This is a genomic window from Serratia sp. PL7 (assembly GCF_945957435.1).
This window is the reverse complement of sequence record NZ_CAMFLB010000002.1, coordinates 126,059-142,638: the sequence shown is the minus strand read 5'-3', so window position 1 is coordinate 142,638 and position 16,580 is coordinate 126,059. Positions and strand designations below refer to the sequence as shown.

14 protein-coding genes are annotated in these 16,580 nt (G+C 53.6%); 9 read left to right on the top strand and 5 right to left on the bottom strand.

What is annotated here, in order from left to right; translation table 11 throughout:
- The first annotated feature begins 51 nt into the window (after nucleotides 1–51).
- From araG to N6G83_RS15035, 7 genes are all read left to right on the top strand, one after another.
- Complete coding sequence (gene araG, locus N6G83_RS15065; RefSeq protein WP_211136321.1) at nucleotides 52–1,575, top strand: L-arabinose ABC transporter ATP-binding protein AraG; 1,524 nt, start codon at nucleotides 52–54, stop codon at nucleotides 1,573–1,575.
- Nucleotides 1,576–1,592: 17 nt separating this feature from the next.
- Entirely contained in the window at nucleotides 1,593–2,576 is a 984-nt protein-coding gene (araH, locus tag N6G83_RS15060; protein ID WP_024529939.1) for an L-arabinose ABC transporter permease AraH, read from the top strand.
- 329 nt (nucleotides 2,577–2,905) lie between these two features.
- The gene (gene araC / locus N6G83_RS15055) at nucleotides 2,906–3,823 is read left to right on the top strand and encodes an arabinose operon transcriptional regulator AraC (protein WP_065686139.1); all 918 of its coding nucleotides are present in this window, start codon (nucleotides 2,906–2,908) and stop codon (nucleotides 3,821–3,823) included.
- Between the two features lie 270 nt (nucleotides 3,824–4,093).
- The gene (locus tag N6G83_RS15050; RefSeq protein WP_211136322.1) at nucleotides 4,094–5,134 is read left to right on the top strand and encodes an oxidoreductase; all 1,041 of its coding nucleotides are present in this window, start codon (nucleotides 4,094–4,096) and stop codon (nucleotides 5,132–5,134) included.
- A 75-nt stretch (nucleotides 5,135–5,209) separates the two neighbouring features.
- Nucleotides 5,210–6,205, top strand: coding sequence for a bile acid:sodium symporter family protein (locus N6G83_RS15045; protein ID WP_211136323.1), 996 nt, complete (start codon nucleotides 5,210–5,212; stop codon nucleotides 6,203–6,205).
- 16 nt (nucleotides 6,206–6,221) lie between these two features.
- Complete coding sequence (locus N6G83_RS15040; protein ID WP_074031414.1) at nucleotides 6,222–6,527, top strand: hypothetical protein; 306 nt, start codon at nucleotides 6,222–6,224, stop codon at nucleotides 6,525–6,527.
- A gap of 275 nt (nucleotides 6,528–6,802) precedes the next feature.
- Nucleotides 6,803–7,987: an MFS transporter gene (locus N6G83_RS15035; protein ID WP_065686142.1), complete on the top strand. Its 1,185-nt coding sequence runs from the start codon at nucleotides 6,803–6,805 to the stop codon at nucleotides 7,985–7,987.
- A gap of 14 nt (nucleotides 7,988–8,001) precedes the next feature.
- Here the strand turns inward: N6G83_RS15035 and N6G83_RS15030 are convergent, their stop codons facing one another.
- The 4 genes from N6G83_RS15030 to malX all read right to left on the bottom strand — a co-directional run bounded on the left by N6G83_RS15030 (nucleotide 8,002) and on the right by malX (nucleotide 13,154).
- Nucleotides 8,002–8,904, bottom strand: coding sequence for a LysR family transcriptional regulator (locus tag N6G83_RS15030; RefSeq protein ID WP_173409350.1), 903 nt, complete (start codon nucleotides 8,902–8,904; stop codon nucleotides 8,002–8,004).
- Nucleotides 8,905–9,125: 221 nt separating this feature from the next.
- Nucleotides 9,126–10,124 (bottom strand): adenosine deaminase, encoded by a 999-nt coding sequence (gene add / locus N6G83_RS15025; RefSeq protein WP_074031417.1) that lies wholly within the window; start codon nucleotides 10,122–10,124, stop codon nucleotides 9,126–9,128.
- Between the two features lie 218 nt (nucleotides 10,125–10,342).
- Nucleotides 10,343–11,524 (bottom strand): MalY/PatB family protein, encoded by a 1,182-nt coding sequence (locus N6G83_RS15020; RefSeq protein WP_024530518.1) that lies wholly within the window; start codon nucleotides 11,522–11,524, stop codon nucleotides 10,343–10,345.
- Between the two features lie 46 nt (nucleotides 11,525–11,570).
- A complete protein-coding gene (gene malX, locus N6G83_RS15015) occupies nucleotides 11,571–13,154 on the bottom strand; it encodes a maltose/glucose-specific PTS transporter subunit IIBC (RefSeq protein ID WP_029711750.1) in 1,584 nt (527 codons plus the stop codon).
- A gap of 224 nt (nucleotides 13,155–13,378) precedes the next feature.
- Here malX and N6G83_RS15010 point away from each other — a divergent pair, with 224 nt between their 5' ends.
- Nucleotides 13,379–14,410 carry a Mal regulon transcriptional regulator MalI gene (locus N6G83_RS15010; protein ID WP_024530517.1) on the top strand — a complete coding sequence of 344 codons (1,032 nt, stop codon included), beginning with the start codon at nucleotides 13,379–13,381 and terminating at the stop codon, nucleotides 14,408–14,410.
- A 175-nt stretch (nucleotides 14,411–14,585) separates the two neighbouring features.
- Nucleotides 14,586–15,569: a S9 family peptidase gene (locus tag N6G83_RS15005; RefSeq protein ID WP_211136857.1), complete on the top strand. Its 984-nt coding sequence runs from the start codon at nucleotides 14,586–14,588 to the stop codon at nucleotides 15,567–15,569.
- An 88-nt stretch (nucleotides 15,570–15,657) separates the two neighbouring features.
- On the opposite strand, the gene N6G83_RS15000 is transcribed toward N6G83_RS15005, so the two are convergent.
- The gene (locus N6G83_RS15000) at nucleotides 15,658–16,575 is read right to left on the bottom strand and encodes a LysR family transcriptional regulator (RefSeq protein ID WP_211136858.1); all 918 of its coding nucleotides are present in this window, start codon (nucleotides 16,573–16,575) and stop codon (nucleotides 15,658–15,660) included.
- Nucleotides 16,576–16,580: the final 5 nt, after the last annotated feature.

Genomic DNA, 16,580 nt, shown 5'->3' with positions numbered 1-16,580 from the left:
CGCCTGCATCAAGTGGGCGGCCATTTATCGCACAGCATTGAGGAAAGCACTATGACTGCCGTCACGCCCTATCTGGCTTTCAAAGGCATCGGTAAAAGCTTCCCTGGCGTCAAAGCGCTGGATGATATCAGTTTCAGCTGTCAGGCCGGGCAGATCCACGCGCTAATGGGGGAAAACGGCGCCGGGAAATCGACGCTGCTGAAAATTCTCAGCGGCAATTATGCCCCAAGCAAAGGGGAGATCCACCTCCAGGGGCAAGCGGTGCAGTTTGCCAATACCACCGACGCGTTGAACGCCGGGGTGGCGATTATCTACCAAGAACTGCATCTGGTACCGGAAATGACCGTGGCAGAGAACATCTACCTGGGGCAGTTGCCGACCAAACATGGCCTGGTGGATCGCAAACTGCTGCGTTATGAGTCCCGCTTACAGTTGGAACACCTCGGGTTGGACATCGATCCGGATACTCCGTTGAAGTACCTGTCGATTGGCCAGTGGCAGATGGTGGAGATTGCCAAGGCTCTAGCGCGTAACGCCAAAGTGATTGCGTTTGATGAGCCGACCAGTTCGCTGTCGGCACGTGAAATTGAGCAACTGTTCCGAGTGATCCGCGAGCTGCGCGCCGAAGGCAGGGTGATCCTGTATGTCTCGCACCGGATGGAGGAAATCTTTGCGCTGAGTGATGCCATCACCGTGTTTAAGGATGGCCGCTATGTGCGCACCTTCGACGATATGCAGCAGGTAAACAATGAAGTGCTGGTGCAAGCGATGGTGGGGCGCGATCTTGGCGATGTTTATGGCTATCAGCCACGCGAGCTGGGAGAAGTGCGGTTGCAGCTTACCGATTTGCAGGCCGCCGGGGTGAAAACGCCTATCAGCTTTAACGTTCGCGCTGGCGAAATTGTTGGCCTGTTTGGTCTGGTGGGCGCAGGGCGCAGCGAACTGATGAAAGGGATTTTTGGCGCTACGCGGGTAACTGCGGGCCAATTGATGCTCGATGGCAAGCGGCTCGATGTCCGTTCACCTATCGACGCTATTCGCGCGGGCGTGATGTTGTGCCCGGAAGATCGTAAGGCCGACGGCATCATTCCGGTGCACTCGGTACGTGACAATATCAACATCAGCGCTCGCCGCAAAAGCATCAAGGCGGGCTGCCTGATCGATAACGCCTGGGAAACCAGCAATGCCGATCACCATATCCGCGCGCTGAATATCAAAACCCCAACGGCAGAACAACTGATCATGAACCTCTCCGGTGGCAACCAACAGAAGGCGATCCTGGGCCGCTGGCTGTCGGAAGAGATGAAGGTGATCCTGCTGGATGAGCCGACACGCGGCATTGACGTTGGCGCAAAACACGAAATCTACCACGTGATTTATCAACTGGCGCAGCAGGGCATTGCGGTGCTGTTCGCTTCCAGCGATTTGCCCGAAGTGCTGGGGCTGGCGGATCGCATCATCGTGATGCGTGAAGGGGCGATTTCTGGCGAGTTGACCCATAGCGAGGCCACTGAGGAAAAAGCCCTCAGCCTGGCGATGTTACGTACCCCCGATATTGCAGCGGCGATGGCCTGATTGCGAAGGAGCAAGAGATGTCGAGCATGACAACCAATTCTGTGAAAAACCGCGGTGGCCTTGGGTTGGCGCGTATCTGGGACAGCTATGGCATGCTGGTGGTATTCGCCGTGCTGTTTGTTGCCTGCGTCGTGTTTGTGCCGAATTTCGGCAGCTTTATCAATATGAAGGGCCTGGGTCTGGCGATCTCCATGTCCGGGATGGTGGCGTGCGGCATGCTGTTTTGTCTCGCCTCAGGTGATTTTGACCTGTCGGTGGCGTCGGTTATCGCCTGTGCAGGTGTCACCGCGGCGGTGGTCATCAACATGACCGAGAGCCTGTGGATCGGCGTGGCTGCCGGTTTGCTGTTGGGCGTGCTTTCTGGGCTGATCAATGGTTTTGTGATCGCCCGGCTGAAGATTAACGCGCTGATCACCACCTTGGCTACCATGCAGATCTTCCGCGGTCTGGCCTATATTATTTCCGATGGGAAAGCGGTGGGGATCGAAGATGAGCGTTTCTTTGCGCTCGGTTATGCCAACTGGTTGGGGCTGCCCGCCCCGATTTGGATCACCATAGGCTGCCTGATCCTGTTTGGTTTCCTGCTCAATAAAACCACCTTTGGCCGCAATACACTGGCTATTGGTGGCAACGAGGAGGCAGCTCGGCTGGCCGGGGTGCCAGTAGTGCGCACCAAGATCATCATCTTTGTGCTTTCCGGGCTGGTATCCGCCGCTGCGGGCATTATTTTGGCTTCGCGTATGACCAGCGGCCAGCCGATGACTTCAATCGGCTATGAGCTGATCGTGATCTCAGCCTGCGTGCTGGGGGGCGTTTCACTCAAAGGGGGCATAGGCAAAATTTCCTACGTTATCGCTGGGATCCTGATCCTGGGCACGGTGGAGAACGCCATGAACCTGCTGAATATCTCGCCGTTCTCGCAGTATGTGGTGCGCGGCGTGATCCTGCTGGCCGCGGTGATTTTTGACCGCTACAAGCAACAAGCGAAGAGCAGGGCGTGAAGACCCATCACAATTTTGCTATTGCCGCGAGCAGCATTTTGCCAAATGGGTAAACTTGCTATAGGTGGATAGTGTGTTGTCGTTTATTGAGCAATCTCTATTTCCCCCTCACCCCAACCCTCTCCCCAAAGGAGAGGGAGCTGCACGGAGCGCGTGGTTGGCCCGTGCAGCTTCGGTAAGTAGGTAGTAAGAGGAAAGGCAGGTATTACACAGAAAAATCAACGAACTCGATCGGTTCCCTCTCCCTGTGGGAGAGGGTTAGGGTGAGGGAAGCAGACCACTCATCTTGCCAAGTTTTGGGATAAAGAAACGACACATTCGGAGGCCAGATGTATCATCGCATGGTTCAGGAACCCCAACCGAACCCGTTGTTGCCGGGTTACACCTTTAACGCCTACCTGGTTGCCGGGCTGACGCCGATTATGGCGGACGGGCCGCTGGATTTCTTTATCGATCGTCCCGGCGGCATGAAGGGTTACATCCTCAATCTGACCATTAAAGGCCAGGGCAAGGTGTTTGACGGTGAGGAGACGCTTTACTGTAATCCTGGCGATCTACTGCTGTTCCCGCCCAAGGCGGCGCATAACTATGGCCGATCACCGGATAGTGACTGCTGGTATCACCGCTGGGTCTATTTCCGCCCGCGTGCCTATTGGGCAGACTGGCTGGAATGGCACAGCAAGGCGCATCAGGTGGGGCGTCTGACGTTGCCCAACAACCAGTTGCTGACGGAGTTTGACCGGCTGTTTGCCAACATTGAGCAGACCCAACGCTCCGGCCGCCGTTTTGCCGAAGAGATTGGCATGAACCTGCTGGAACGACTGTTGCTGCGCGCGATGGAGGAAGATCCTCTCAGCCCGCAGAAGATTATGGACCCACGGGTGATTGAGGCCTGCCAGTTTATTACCGGCAATCTGGCAGGGGAGTTGCGCATCGATGAAGTGGCCCGCCACGTTTGTCTTTCGCCTTCGCGGCTGGCGCATCTATTCCGTGACCAGGTTGGGATAAATATCCTGCGCTGGCGTGAAGATCAGCGGGTGATCCGCGCCAAACTACTGCTGCAAACTACCCAGGAATCGATTGCCACTATTGGCCGGGTGGTTGGCTATGACGATCAACTCTATTTTTCCCGGGTGTTTCGCAAGCGGGTTGGCGTCAGCCCCAGCGATTTTCGCCGCCGTAGCCTGGAGATCAACTACCCGGTGAACCATTCGCGGGATCGGCCACTGATTGCCGCAACCCGTTAATCATCCTGAGGATACGAACGTTGTTGGGGGCGCCGCATGCTGCGCCCGATTTATCGCATGCCATGCCCGCTTAGCCATACTGCCAGTTTGTAATCAATCTGCATTTAGCTCTTGTTCCATCCCCCAGCATGGTGTCAAATCGAATCAATTGCTACTTCATCTTTTTCTAGCGGCAACACTCAGGAGCGGGTTTCTCGCCGCAACTTACAAGGACGTAGCATTTCAACTGCCTGGAATTGATGCATATATCGCCCTGTATGAGGAAACAAGATGTCTGAAACAATCCGCGTTGGTCTGGTGGGCTATGGTTACGCCAGCAAGACCTTTCATGCTCCGCTGATCGCAGGAACCCCTGGCATGGTTTTGGCCGCAGTTTCCAGCAGTGACGCCGGTAAAGTCCACGCCGACTGGCCGATGATGACGGTGGTCAGCGACCCGCAGGCGCTGTTCAACGACCCCTCGATTGACCTGATTGTCATTCCAACACCGAACGATACCCACTTCCCATTGGCACAACAGGCGATGGCGGCAGGCAAGCATGTGGTGGTGGACAAACCATTTACCGTGACACTGTCACAGGCGCAGCAGCTACAACAGCAGGCAGAGCAGAGTGGACAACTGCTTTCGGTATTCCACAACCGCCGCTGGGACAGCGATTTCCTGACCTTAAAAGCCTTGCTGAAAGACGGCGCTTTAGGGGAAGTGGTCTATTTTGAATCCCATTTCGATCGTTTCCGCCCGGAAGTCCGCCAGCGCTGGCGTGAGCAAGGTGGGGCTGGCAGTGGTATTTGGTACGATTTGGGGCCGCATCTGATTGACCAGGCGTTGCAGCTGTTTGGCAAGCCACAAACGCTGTTTGTCGATCTGGGCGAGCTACGCCCGGGTTCACAATCGGTAGATTATTTCCATGCGGTGCTCAATTACGGCCATCGGCGTGTGGTGCTGCATGGCACGGTGCTGGCCGCGGCAGAAACTGCACGTTACATTGTGCACGGTACACAGGGTAGCTTTATCAAGTATGGTCTGGATCCGCAGGAAGATCGCCTGAAAGCCGGTGAGCGTTTGCCGCAGGCCGACTGGGGTTACGATATGCGCGACGGAGTAGTGACGTTGTCACGTGACGGCATGCTGGTGGAACAACCGCTGTTGACCATTCCGGGCAATTACCCAGCCTATTACGCCGCCATTCGCGACGCGATTTCCGGTGCAGGTACCAACCCTGTTCCGGCAAGCGAGGCGATACAGGTCATGGAAATGATCGAGCTGGGCATTGAGTCGGCGAAACAGCAAAAAGCGCTACCTGTCAGCTAATAGCAATAATAACAGTAGGGTTCAGAGCGCTTCTGAACCCTTTTTTACGCATTAAATAGCAAGGAATTGTGCAGGATGTCCTGGTTACAACGTCTACGTATCGACAAGTTTTTACTGGTACTGCTGATGGTGGTGCTGTTGGCCTCATTGCTACCCTGTGAAGGGATTTGGCAGACCTTCTTTGAACATTTAACCACCGCCGCGATAGCCCTGTTGTTCTTCATGCATGGGGCGAAACTCTCCCGTGAGGCGATTGTTGCTGGCATGAGCCACTGGAAACTGCACCTGGTGGTGTTTCTCAGTACCTTTGCGCTCTTCCCGCTACTAGGGTTGTCGATGAACCTGCTGGTGCCGGGCATAATGACGCCCACCGTTTATCTGGGTTTCCTCTATCTTTGTGCTTTGCCTGCCACGGTTCAATCGGCAATCGCTTTCACCTCCGCAGCAGGCGGGAACGTGGCGGCGGCGATCTGCAGCGCTTCGGCATCCAGCATTCTTGGGGTATTCCTGTCTCCGCTGCTGGTGGGGGCATTGATGCATACACAAGGAGGTAATACTGACGTATTGCATGCCATCGGCTCGATTATTCTGCAGCTGATGGTGCCTTTTGTTATTGGCCATCTGGCACGTCCGCTGATTGGCAAATGGATCGATCGCCATCGCAAACTGATTAACCTCACCGATCGTTCCTCGATCTTGCTAGTGGTCTATACCGCGTTCAGCGCGGCGGTGGTTGAGGGGATTTGGCACACCATTGATGGCTGGTCGTTGCTGACGATCCTGGTGATGTCGCTGGTGCTGTTGGCGGTGGTACTGATTATCAACACCTATGCCGCACGTTGGCTGGGTTTTGATACAGCCGATGAGATCACTATCGTATTTTGCGGTTCGAAAAAGAGCCTGGCCAACGGCATTCCGATGGCCAACGTGCTATTTCCAGCCGCTGCCGTTGGGGCAATGGTATTACCCTTGATGATCTTCCATCAGGTACAGTTGATGGTATGTGCGGTGCTGGCACAGCGCTATGCGCGTAAAACAGCCCAGCAGCGCGAAGTTGCCATAACTAAATAAAAAACAGGGATGCAGCATGACCAAGGTAGTCGAAATTTTGCAATATCGTTTACAAGCGGGCAGTGGCGAGCGTTTTCACCACATCATGCAGCATGATAGCGTGCCGCTGCATCAGGCCGCAGGGATCACCGTGCTTGAGTACGGTGTTTCACTACACGATCCCGATGCCTATTACCTGCTGCGGCGGTTTGATGGCATGGTGGAAATGGAACAGGTATTGCAGGCCTTTTACAGCAGCCAAGCCTGGCTGGAGGGGCCACGTACCGAGATTGTGACCCTGATTGAAGAGAGTCACCGGGTGGTGTTGCCATATCAGCCCTGACCTGCCGTGGGTTGTGGGCTAAATGGAATTGTCCGGTCGGGGATTTAGCACTGGTGGATATCGGGATCGGTGCCGTCTCCAACGGGCAAACGTATTTCAGGCTTTGGATAAATCTCTTATTTTCTCAGTATGAGCTTTGCGGTATCTGCAAAGCCATTATCTGATTTAATGGTATTCCACTATTGTCACCAGTAAATAAAATGAAGGCAGGATGTTTACTATTTTAGACTCATTTTAATTCTACTGAAGCAGTTAATGATAATGGTGAATTTACTATGATAGATACAAGGGTTTACTTTTCTTTAGCCTGTTTGTGTGCGCTGTCTGTGGCAAATATTTATTATAACCAACCGTTACTGGAGTTGTTTTCCAGGGAATTCAGCGCTAATACCAAGACCGTAGGCTCAATTGCGATGGTTGTTCAGTTATCCTATGCTGCAGGATTGGTCTTTTTTGTCCCCTTGGGCGATCGCGTTGTGCGGCGAAAGTTGCTGAGCTTTTTGCTGGGGATTAATGCTGTTGCTTCACTGTTCGCCGCTATGGCTCAAGATATTGCACAACTGCTGATGAGCAGTATCGCTATTGGTATGACCGCAGTGGGTGCACAAATAATTATTCCAATGGCGACTTTGTTGGCCCCCCCGGAACAACGGGGGCGGGCTGTAGGAATAGTGATGAGTGGACTGATGGCCGGAGTCCTATTTGCTCGCATCCTTTCCGGCGTGATTGGTGAGCACTGGGGATGGCGTGCCATGTATATCGTGGCAGCAGCCATCAATGTGATAATGATAGTGATAATCTATCGTCTACTGCCTCATAACAGCCCATCAAAAAATCCGATGCCTTACCGGCAGTTAATCGTATCGCTTTTAACCTATTTCCGGCAAGAGAGTGAGTTACGCAAAGCCTGTCTGTCTGGAGCCTTAATGTTTGGATCTTTCAGTGCATTATGGGGGGCTCTGGCTTTGCTTCTGTCTCGTCCTCCTTATCATTTCGGCAGTGATATTGTTGGTGCTTTCGGTTTCGCAGGAATTGCAGGGATCCTGATGACACCGATTATCGGTAATTTAGCGGACAGGTATACACCACAGGCGATTGTTTTTTTAGGCAGCCTCTGCACTATAGTCGGTTTTTTACTCCTGGCAATGTCAGGACACTATTTGACCGCCCTCATCATCAGCGTCATTTTTCTAGATGTAGGGGGACGGGCAGGCTTAGTTGGCAATCAATTACGTGCTTTGGCACTGTCGGAAACCGCTCGCAGTCGGCTCAATACTGTCTTTATGTTTTGCTATTTTCTAGGCGGAGCCTTTGGCACATACATAGGTGCAGAGCTAAGCCTGCGATTTGGATGGTTTGGCATTGCGTTGCTTGGCGTTATCACCTCCCTGATCGTCATGTTCTTCAACTTCACAGGGATGCTGTCTTTGTTCCGGCGGCCATCTCCCCCTTCGTGGTAATATGAGGATTATGTCTAAGGTTTCCCCAATTCGTTGGCTAGGTGTTTACGTAGCGTCTGAAGAAACACCGTCAGCCTAGGGGAGACTTTTGGCTCGGCACGTAATAAGTGGATTTCCTGAGTCTGCCGTTGAGGATCATCAAAGACTTTCACGAGTCGCCCTGCGTTAATATCAGTACCGACTACCCAGTTAGGAAGGAATGCAATACCTAATCCATGGACAGCCGAAATGCGCAGTGCGTCAAAATCATTGCAGCGTAAATAGATATGGTGCTTCCTCTCGGGATCCTGATAGATCACCCTCCGCCAACATATCGAATAGGGATCCTGAAATTTATCTAGTAGATGATGCCCTTCAAGTTCATCAAGTCCGCTTGGATGACCATGGTTCTGCAGATAAAACGGGCTTGCACATGCTATCCAATACTGGTCCGCAATATGAGTGGCATACAGTACGCTGTCCTTTAGGGGACCAATTCTGATGACGGCATCAAGCCGTTCGATCGATGGATTAGTCAACCGTTCAGTCAAATCCAACGCAAGATCAATATCAGGGAAGTTTTTCTTGAACTCAGATAGCCATGGGAATATATGAAGTTTGGCGAAGGTGGGCAAACAGCTAACACGTAAAGTTCCTTTAAGCCCTGTATTCATTGAGCCGATTTCACTATACATATCACAGAGAGCATCAAGGATTTTTATTGATCGAAGATATAAGGCCTCTCCAGCATCGGTAAGCATTAGACCACGGGGCGAACGGATAAATAATTTTATCCTCATCACATCTTCAAGCCTGTTTATTTTGCGCATGATCGAGGATGGGTTCACCCCGTGCCTGCGTGCAACAGAAGAAAATGAACCATTTCTGGCAATATCAATAAATAGAGATAAGTTTTCCGTATATCTGTACAAGTCCATATGCACACCATTTATAACTTTCGTTTCTGCTGTTGAGGACAAATGATGAGTTCAAAGATAAACCATAACACATTTTATTCTGGGGCTATAGTCTGATACTTATAGAGCGAACACTCATGATTACTGAGTTTTGCGTTTTGAGATGAGAATATCCAGAACCGCCAGGGCAAGGTCTTGAGAGCAGACTCAACGGGCTAGGCCGCTGAGTCTGCAACAGGGGATTAGCCAAGCACTTTAGTGCGTAGCGCCTGTTTTTCCTGCTCGCTGAGGAACGCCATCTTCAGGCCGTTTTCCTGCGCGGTGCGGATTTCCTGCGGGGTTAATCCGGCTTGTGGAGCCGCCACGCGGTATTCATGCTCAATCTCGATGCCTTGCACGGCCGGATCGTCGGTATTGATTGAGGCCAGCACGCCGTGGCGTAGGAAGGTGGCTAGCGGGTGCTGTGCCAGTGAAGACACGGTGCTGGTTTGTATATTCGAGGTCAGGCACGATTCAACCCCGATGGCATGCTGCGCCAGGTAATCCATCAGTGCCGGATCTTCCACTGCTTTAACCCCATGGCCGATGCGCTCTGCACCCAACTCACGGATCGCCTGCCAGATGCTTTCTGGGCCAGCGGCTTCACCGGCATGAACGGTAATGCGCAGGCCTGCGTCACGAGCACGGTTGAAATGGCTGAGGAACAGGCTGCCAGGGAAGCCCAGCTCATCACCAGCCAGATCCAACGCGGTAATGCCGTCGCGGTGGGCCAGCAAAGCGTCTAGCTCTTGCAGGCAGGCGGCTTCGCCGAAGGTACGGCTCATGATACCAATCAGGCGCACGTCAAGATCGCGGTCGCGGCAACCAGAGCGAATGCCGTCAATTACCGCTTCCACCACGCCAGCCACCGGTAGCTGGTGCTTCATCGCCATGTAGTAAGGGGAGAAACGCAGCTCGGCGTAGTGCAACCCAGCGTTTGCCGCATCTTCCACGTTTTCATAGGCCACGCGACGGCAGGCGTCCAGATCGCCCAGTACCGCCACACCCCAGTCCAGCTTTTGCAAAAAGCTCATCAGATCGGGTTCGGTATGGGTGATTTGCACATGGGGAAGCAGGGCAGCCAGCTCGTTGGCGGGCAGGGCTAGATTGAACTGGCGCCCCAGCTCAAGAATGGTTTGCGCGCGGATGTTACCGTCCAGATGACGGTGAATATCGGTAAGGGGCAAGCGGGAGTCAATCATGGCGGCACTCATTATTTTTGTATAGGTAAAGTGCAGATCAGTATAAAAACAAACGAATGAAAATAGCCATATCGTTGCATGAAAAAGTGACTCAAATCACATTAAACTGCGATACCGATCGCAGTTTAGGGCAAAGCTAAGTCACCTTGGGCTAGGTGTGTTTTGGAGAAGTGCAGTCAGACCATAAACCAGGGGCACTCTGCCCCTGGCGATATAGCCTATTTTGCGTCCAGGACAAATTGTAACGCGGCGATCAGCTTATCCATCCCAGCTTCAACCTTGCTGCGTGGGCAGCCGACGTTCAAGCGCAGGAAACCACGGCCCTCTTCGCCATAGGTAAAGCCGGGCATGATGGCGACTTTCTCACGTTCGATCAGCACCTGCTGCAATTCGCGGTCGTCAATGCCCAACGGGCGTATATCGATCCACGCCAGATAGGTGGCCTGCGGTGGCTGCCAGTTTAGCTGTGGCAATGCCTGGTTGAGCCGTTCGGCCACGTAGGTCAGGTTATCTTGCAGATAGTCGCGCAGCGCGTCTAGCCAAGGCTCGCCGTGGCGATAGGCGGCAATATGGGCTGCCACCGCCAGCACCGCAGGTGAGGATAATCCATCGCGGCTTTTTAGTGCCTGAACGTAGCTATCCCGCGCGCTATCATCGCTGATAAAGCCATAGGCTCCAGTGAGCGCCGGAATGTTGAAGGTTTTAGAGCCGGAAGTCAGCAATGCCCACGGGGTTGTAGCCACCTGGCTCCATGGCGTATGACGATGTTCCCCCCAAACCATATCCATATGGATCTCATCGCTGATCACCTTCACGTCATGGCGTTCGCACAGCTCTGCCATCTGCTCCAGCTCTTGCTGTGTCCACACCTTGCCGGTGGGGTTTTGCGGGCTGCACAACAGCAGGATCTTGGTTTGCGGCCGGGCCAGCAGGGCTTCCAGATGCGCCATGTCGCATTGCCAATCATTATCCACTTTGTGCAGCGGGCAAGGTAACACCTGGCGCTGATTACCCAGGATCACCTTATAGAACGCATCATAGGCTGGCGTATGGGTGACCACATATTCTCCCGGAGCCGACCAGATACGCACCAGCTGTGCCACCATGTAAATCACCGAAGGGCCATAGACCGCCTTGGTCGTATCGATGGGGGCATTGAAGCGTTGTTGATACCAATGCCGCACCGCGCCAAGAAAGTCTTCATGCTGCCAGCGGCTGTAGCCCAACACGCCGTGTTGCAGGCGCTTTTCCAGGGCTTCAAGAATGCAGGGGGCGGTGGCAAAATCCATATCGGAGATGGTAAAAGGCAGCAGATCTGCGGTGCCAAACCGGTCGGCGATGTAGTCCCACTGGGTGCACCAGGTACCGTGACGATCTACCGGGGTAGAAAAATCAAACATGTGAAACTCCGAACAAGGGCGCAGCAGGCTGCGCCCGGAGGGATGGTTATGCGTTGGCCATCAGTGATTCTAACTCATCTTTCACCGATTGCACCTGTGGGCCAATAACCACTTGCAGGTTATGGTCATTAAGGTGCACCACGCCGATAGCCCGGTTGGCTTTCAGCACTGCATCATCCACCTTGCTCATATCGTTAACCGACATACGCAGGCGGGTAATGCAGTTATCCAGCGAAACGATATTCTCTTTACCGCCTAACGCCGCCAGGATAGCAGGCACGTTATAGCCGGATTTACCCACGGCACCGACAGGGGCGCTCTGTGTAGCGGTGGTTTCCGTCTCACGGCCCGGCGTTTTAATGTTCCAGCGCTGGATGGCGAAGCGGAAGATCGCATAGTAGGCAACGAACCAGATGGCGGCCACCAACGGCACCAGATACCACTTGGTTGCGGTGCCGTGCAGGATGCCAAACACCACGAAGTCGATAATGTTGCCGTCGGTGTTACCGATAGTGACACCCAGCAAGGCCATCACGGTGAAGCCAAGACCGGTCAGGATCGCGTGGATCAGGTACAGGAACGGCGCCACAAACAGGAACAGGAATTCGATCGGCTCGGTGGTACCGCCGACGACACATGCCACTACACCGGAAATCAGCAGCCCTTTGATCTTGTGGCGGTTCTCCGGCTTGGCACAGTGGTACATGGCTAACGCCGCACCCGGCAGGCCGCCTAGGAAGGCAGGCATTTTACCCTGGGACAGGAAGCGGGTAGCGCTTTCGGCAAAGCCGTGAGTGGTTGGGCAAGAGAGCTGCGCCTGGAAGATGGTCAATGCACCGCTGACTTCACGGCCACAAACGTCCAGCGTACCGCCCGCTTCGGTAAAGCGGATCAGAGCTACCAGAATGTGGTGCAGCCCGAATGGCAGCAGCAGACGTTCGCCGGAGCCGAAAATCATCGGTCCAAACATGCCTGCACCGTTAATCATACGGCCCAACCCGTTAATACCGGCAGCGAACCAAGGCCAGATCAGCGGGATAATCAGACCGCACAGGCCTAGTACCACGGTGGTGACGATTGGGACAAAACGAGTACCGCCGAAGAAGGCCAGCGCATCCGGCAGGCGGATGGTGTTGAAACGCTCGTGCAGCAGATAAACGATGATCCCGACGATCACCGCGCCGAGGATACCGGTATCGATAGACTGAATGCCCAGGATGTTCTGGATGTTATTGGCTTTCAGCACCAGGGGATCGACGGTAGGCAGCACGCCTGACGTGGTCAGGTAGAAGTTGGTCGCCAGGTTCAGCACGGCAAAGCCGACAAACCCAGAGAAGGCGGCCACGCCTTTGTTCTCACGCGCCATGCCCAAAGGAATGGCAATGGCGAACATCACCGGTAGGAAGCTGAAAGCAAAGGAGCCGATCTTGCTCATCCAGGTGAACAGCAACTGGAAAGCCGGATGACCAATGAAAGGCAGCAACGTGATCACGTCACGGCTGCTTAGTGAGCTACCGATCCCCAGCATGATGCCGCAGAATGAAAGCAGTGCGACGGGCAGCATAAATGTCTTGCCCAGGCTTTGGAAAAACTCCCAAAGCGTAATTTTTTGTTTTTTAGACGCTGGCATAACCGACGACTCCTGGCGAAAAAGCATGCAATGTTGTGTGTACCCGATTAGGTAAAAATAAGATAAAACGTTTTACCTAGTAAAAATGCGTCCCTAATCACAATTATGAACGGTGCTTTGCGGTGACAATGCTTATGTGGGTAAATCGTTTTACTGCATTGAGAGATTCGGTATACCATTTGCTATCAGGGTGAAACTCGCCCTGATAGGGCATTGCAGAGGTTATTACCATCAAAAAGATCACTATCACTGACGTCGCACAGTTGGCAGGCGTATCCGTGACCACCGTTTCTCTGGTGCTGAGCGGTAAAGGGCGTATTTCACCCACCACCATGACCCGTGTGAATCAGGCGATCGAGCAGCTTGGCTATGTGCGTAACCGCCAGGCCGCTACGCTGCGCGGTGGCGAATCGGGGGTGGTAGGGCTGATCCTGCGTGATATCTGCGAACCGTTTTATGCCGAGATGACCGCCGGGGTGAGTGAGGTACTGGAAGCCAATGGCAAAGTGCTGTTTCTGACCCAAAGCGGGCGCGAAGGCAAAGGGCTGATGCGCTGTTTTGATATGCTTCTGGAGCATGGCGTTGACGGCATGGTGTTGGCGGGTGGGGTACGTACCGCGAAAGGGCTGAAAGAGAAAGCCGAAGCTCAGGGGGTGCCACTGGTGTGTGCCGCGCGCTCCAATGGGCTGGAAGGTGTAGACGTGGTGCGGCCCGATAATATGCAGGCCGCGAAAATGGCCACCGAATTTCTGATCAAACGGGGGCATAGCCAGATTGCCTACCTTGGTGGACAAAGCGATTCGCTCACGCGCGCCGAACGTCTGGGGGGATTCTGTGCCACCCTGGTGCAATACGGCCTGCCATTCCGCTCAGAATGGATCGTCGAATGCGATTGTCATCAACGGGCGGCGGCTGAAGCTGCCGAAAATCTGTTGCGTCAGCATCCCAATATCAGTGCGTTGGTGTGCCATAAGGCCTCGGTGGCGTTGGGTGCCTATTTTGGTATCGTGCGCAGTGGCCGTAGTATTGGCTCGGAAGGGATGGACAGCTTTTATGGTCAACAGGTGGCGCTGATCGGTTTTGGCGATGTGCCGGAGGCCGAACTGACTGAACCCCCGCTGACCTTTATCTCCAGCTCGGCTCGTGAGGTTGGACGCAGTGCTGCCCTGCGGTTGTTGCAACGTATTGGCGATGATTCATTGGCGCCGCAGAATGTGATCCTGTCCCCAGAGCTGATCAAGCGCGGATCGGCCTGATCCGTAGCTAAATCTCTAATCTTGCCGTTGTTCCAATATTATAAATTCTCAGGTGTCTCTAAACAGCCTTGCTCTGATGCCGATTAAATTAAAGCGAAATTTTTGATATAACCGACACGATATGAGATTTAATTTGGGAGCTGCTGTGAACAGATATGGGATATTTGGTTGCTGCATGGTGAGCTTCCTGATCGTTTTTTCGCTGATTCGGTTATCTGAATTTGAACTTTCCGATGATGATCACCAACGAACTATCAGATTTGAGCATCATCAGGACGTTCTGGAAGGTACATTAATCCTTCCTCCTGGGAAGATATCGCCACCGCTTATCCTGCTGGTACATGGTGATGGCGCTCAAGATCGTTGGTCTGAAGGCGGCTATATTCCGTTGGTGAAGTTCCTGGTTGCCCAGGGGATCGCGGTTTATTCATGGGATAAACCCGGCGTTGGGGCAAGTAGTGGTAACTGGCTGGCACAAACCCTGCCGGACCGCGCAGATGAAGCGGCATCGGCTCTGATAAAACTGAAACAGGAACCGGAGTTTAAGCACAGTAATATAGGCTTTCTTGGCTTTTCTCAGGCGGGTTGGGTCGTGCCAAAGGCCAGCCAACAGGTAAAAACCGACTTTGTTATTCTGGTGGGCGCGGCGATAAATTGGCGAGCTCAGGGGATTTATTATACGGGGCAACGTCTACAATCTGAGGGCCTGTCAGCTGAAAATATCGTCAAGGCGCAAGCACACGAAGCTGCCGCTTTTGACAGTCAGTTTACGCAGGAGGAAGCCGCATCTCCCTGTATTTCTCGTTGTACCCGGCAGGACTTTGAGCGTCGAAACTCACAGGCCGATGCAAGGAAAGATATTTCTGCTATGCAAACGCCGGTAATGATCCTGATGGGGGCGGATGATCGCAATGTCGATCCTCACGAAACGACCGCTGTCTGGAGCGAAGAACTCCCGGCCAAAACACCTCGCTGCATCAGACTGATCGCTGATGCTACCCATGGGCTTTTGCGGAGCGAATGGTTTGACTACCAGCTATCCTCGCAGTGGCCTTGGTGGAAGCAAGGTGGATTTCTGTTGTCCGGGCAGCATGCTTACTTGCCGGGTTCACTAAGGGCTATTTCAGACTGGATACTTAGTCAGCAATGTCATGAGTGAACCGCATTCTGAAGCCACGCTGAAAACAAAAAAATGAAAGACTTTGGCCCGGCTTTCGCAGCCTCCGAGGCGTTCAATACCCAGAAGCTCAAGCGCGGATCGGCTTGATCTGCCGCTCGCGTTTTTCCCGCATAAAATCGATGAAGGCGCGCAGCTTGAGCGGCATATGGCGGCCCGCTGGAAAGTAGATAAAGAACCCCGGCGCGACGTTGCTAAAATCCTGCAGAACCTCTCGCAGTTGTCCGCTCTGCAACTCTTGGTGTACGGCAGCTCGAAAGCGTTGAGTGAGCCCTAATCCCGCTATCGCCGCGTCTTTAAGCAGCTGGTTTTCATTGAAGATCAGCCGCCCGTTGACCTCCAGCGTCAACTGCTCAGTCCCGTTGCTGAAATACCAGGGTTCCAGTTTGCCACTGCCGGGAAAGCGGTAGCGCATGCAGTCATGCTGCTGTAACTCCTGTGGCGTTTCGGGCTGACCGTGTTGTGCCAGATAGCCCGGAGAAGCCACGATCACATGTTGTTGGCCTTGGTCGATAGGGACGGCCACCATGTCTTTTTGCAACATGCGCTGCATGCGGATGCCCGCATCAAAATGATCCAGCACCAGATCGGCAAAACGATCGTCGGTAAACAGCTCCAGCTTAAGTTCAGGATAGCGCGCATGGAACTCCGGCAGATAGGGCATGACCAGCATCGACGCGGCCAACTGCGGCAAGGTAATACGTAATAAGCCGCTTGGCTCACCACGTTGACTGCTGGCATTTTCTGCCGCGACCTCAATCTGGCCCATAGCGGGAGCGACTTTTTCATAAAATGCCAGCCCTTCATCGCTTAACCTGACTGAACGGCTGGTGCGATTGAACAGGCGTACTCCCAGAAGGGCCTCTAGCGCGCGGATATTTTGTGAAACCGCAGGCGGTGTGACGCCCAGATGATTGGCCGCCTGGGTAAAACTGCCCAATTTGGCAACGGCGTCGAAAAACGGCAGTAATTGTAGCAGTGAGCTCATCTATC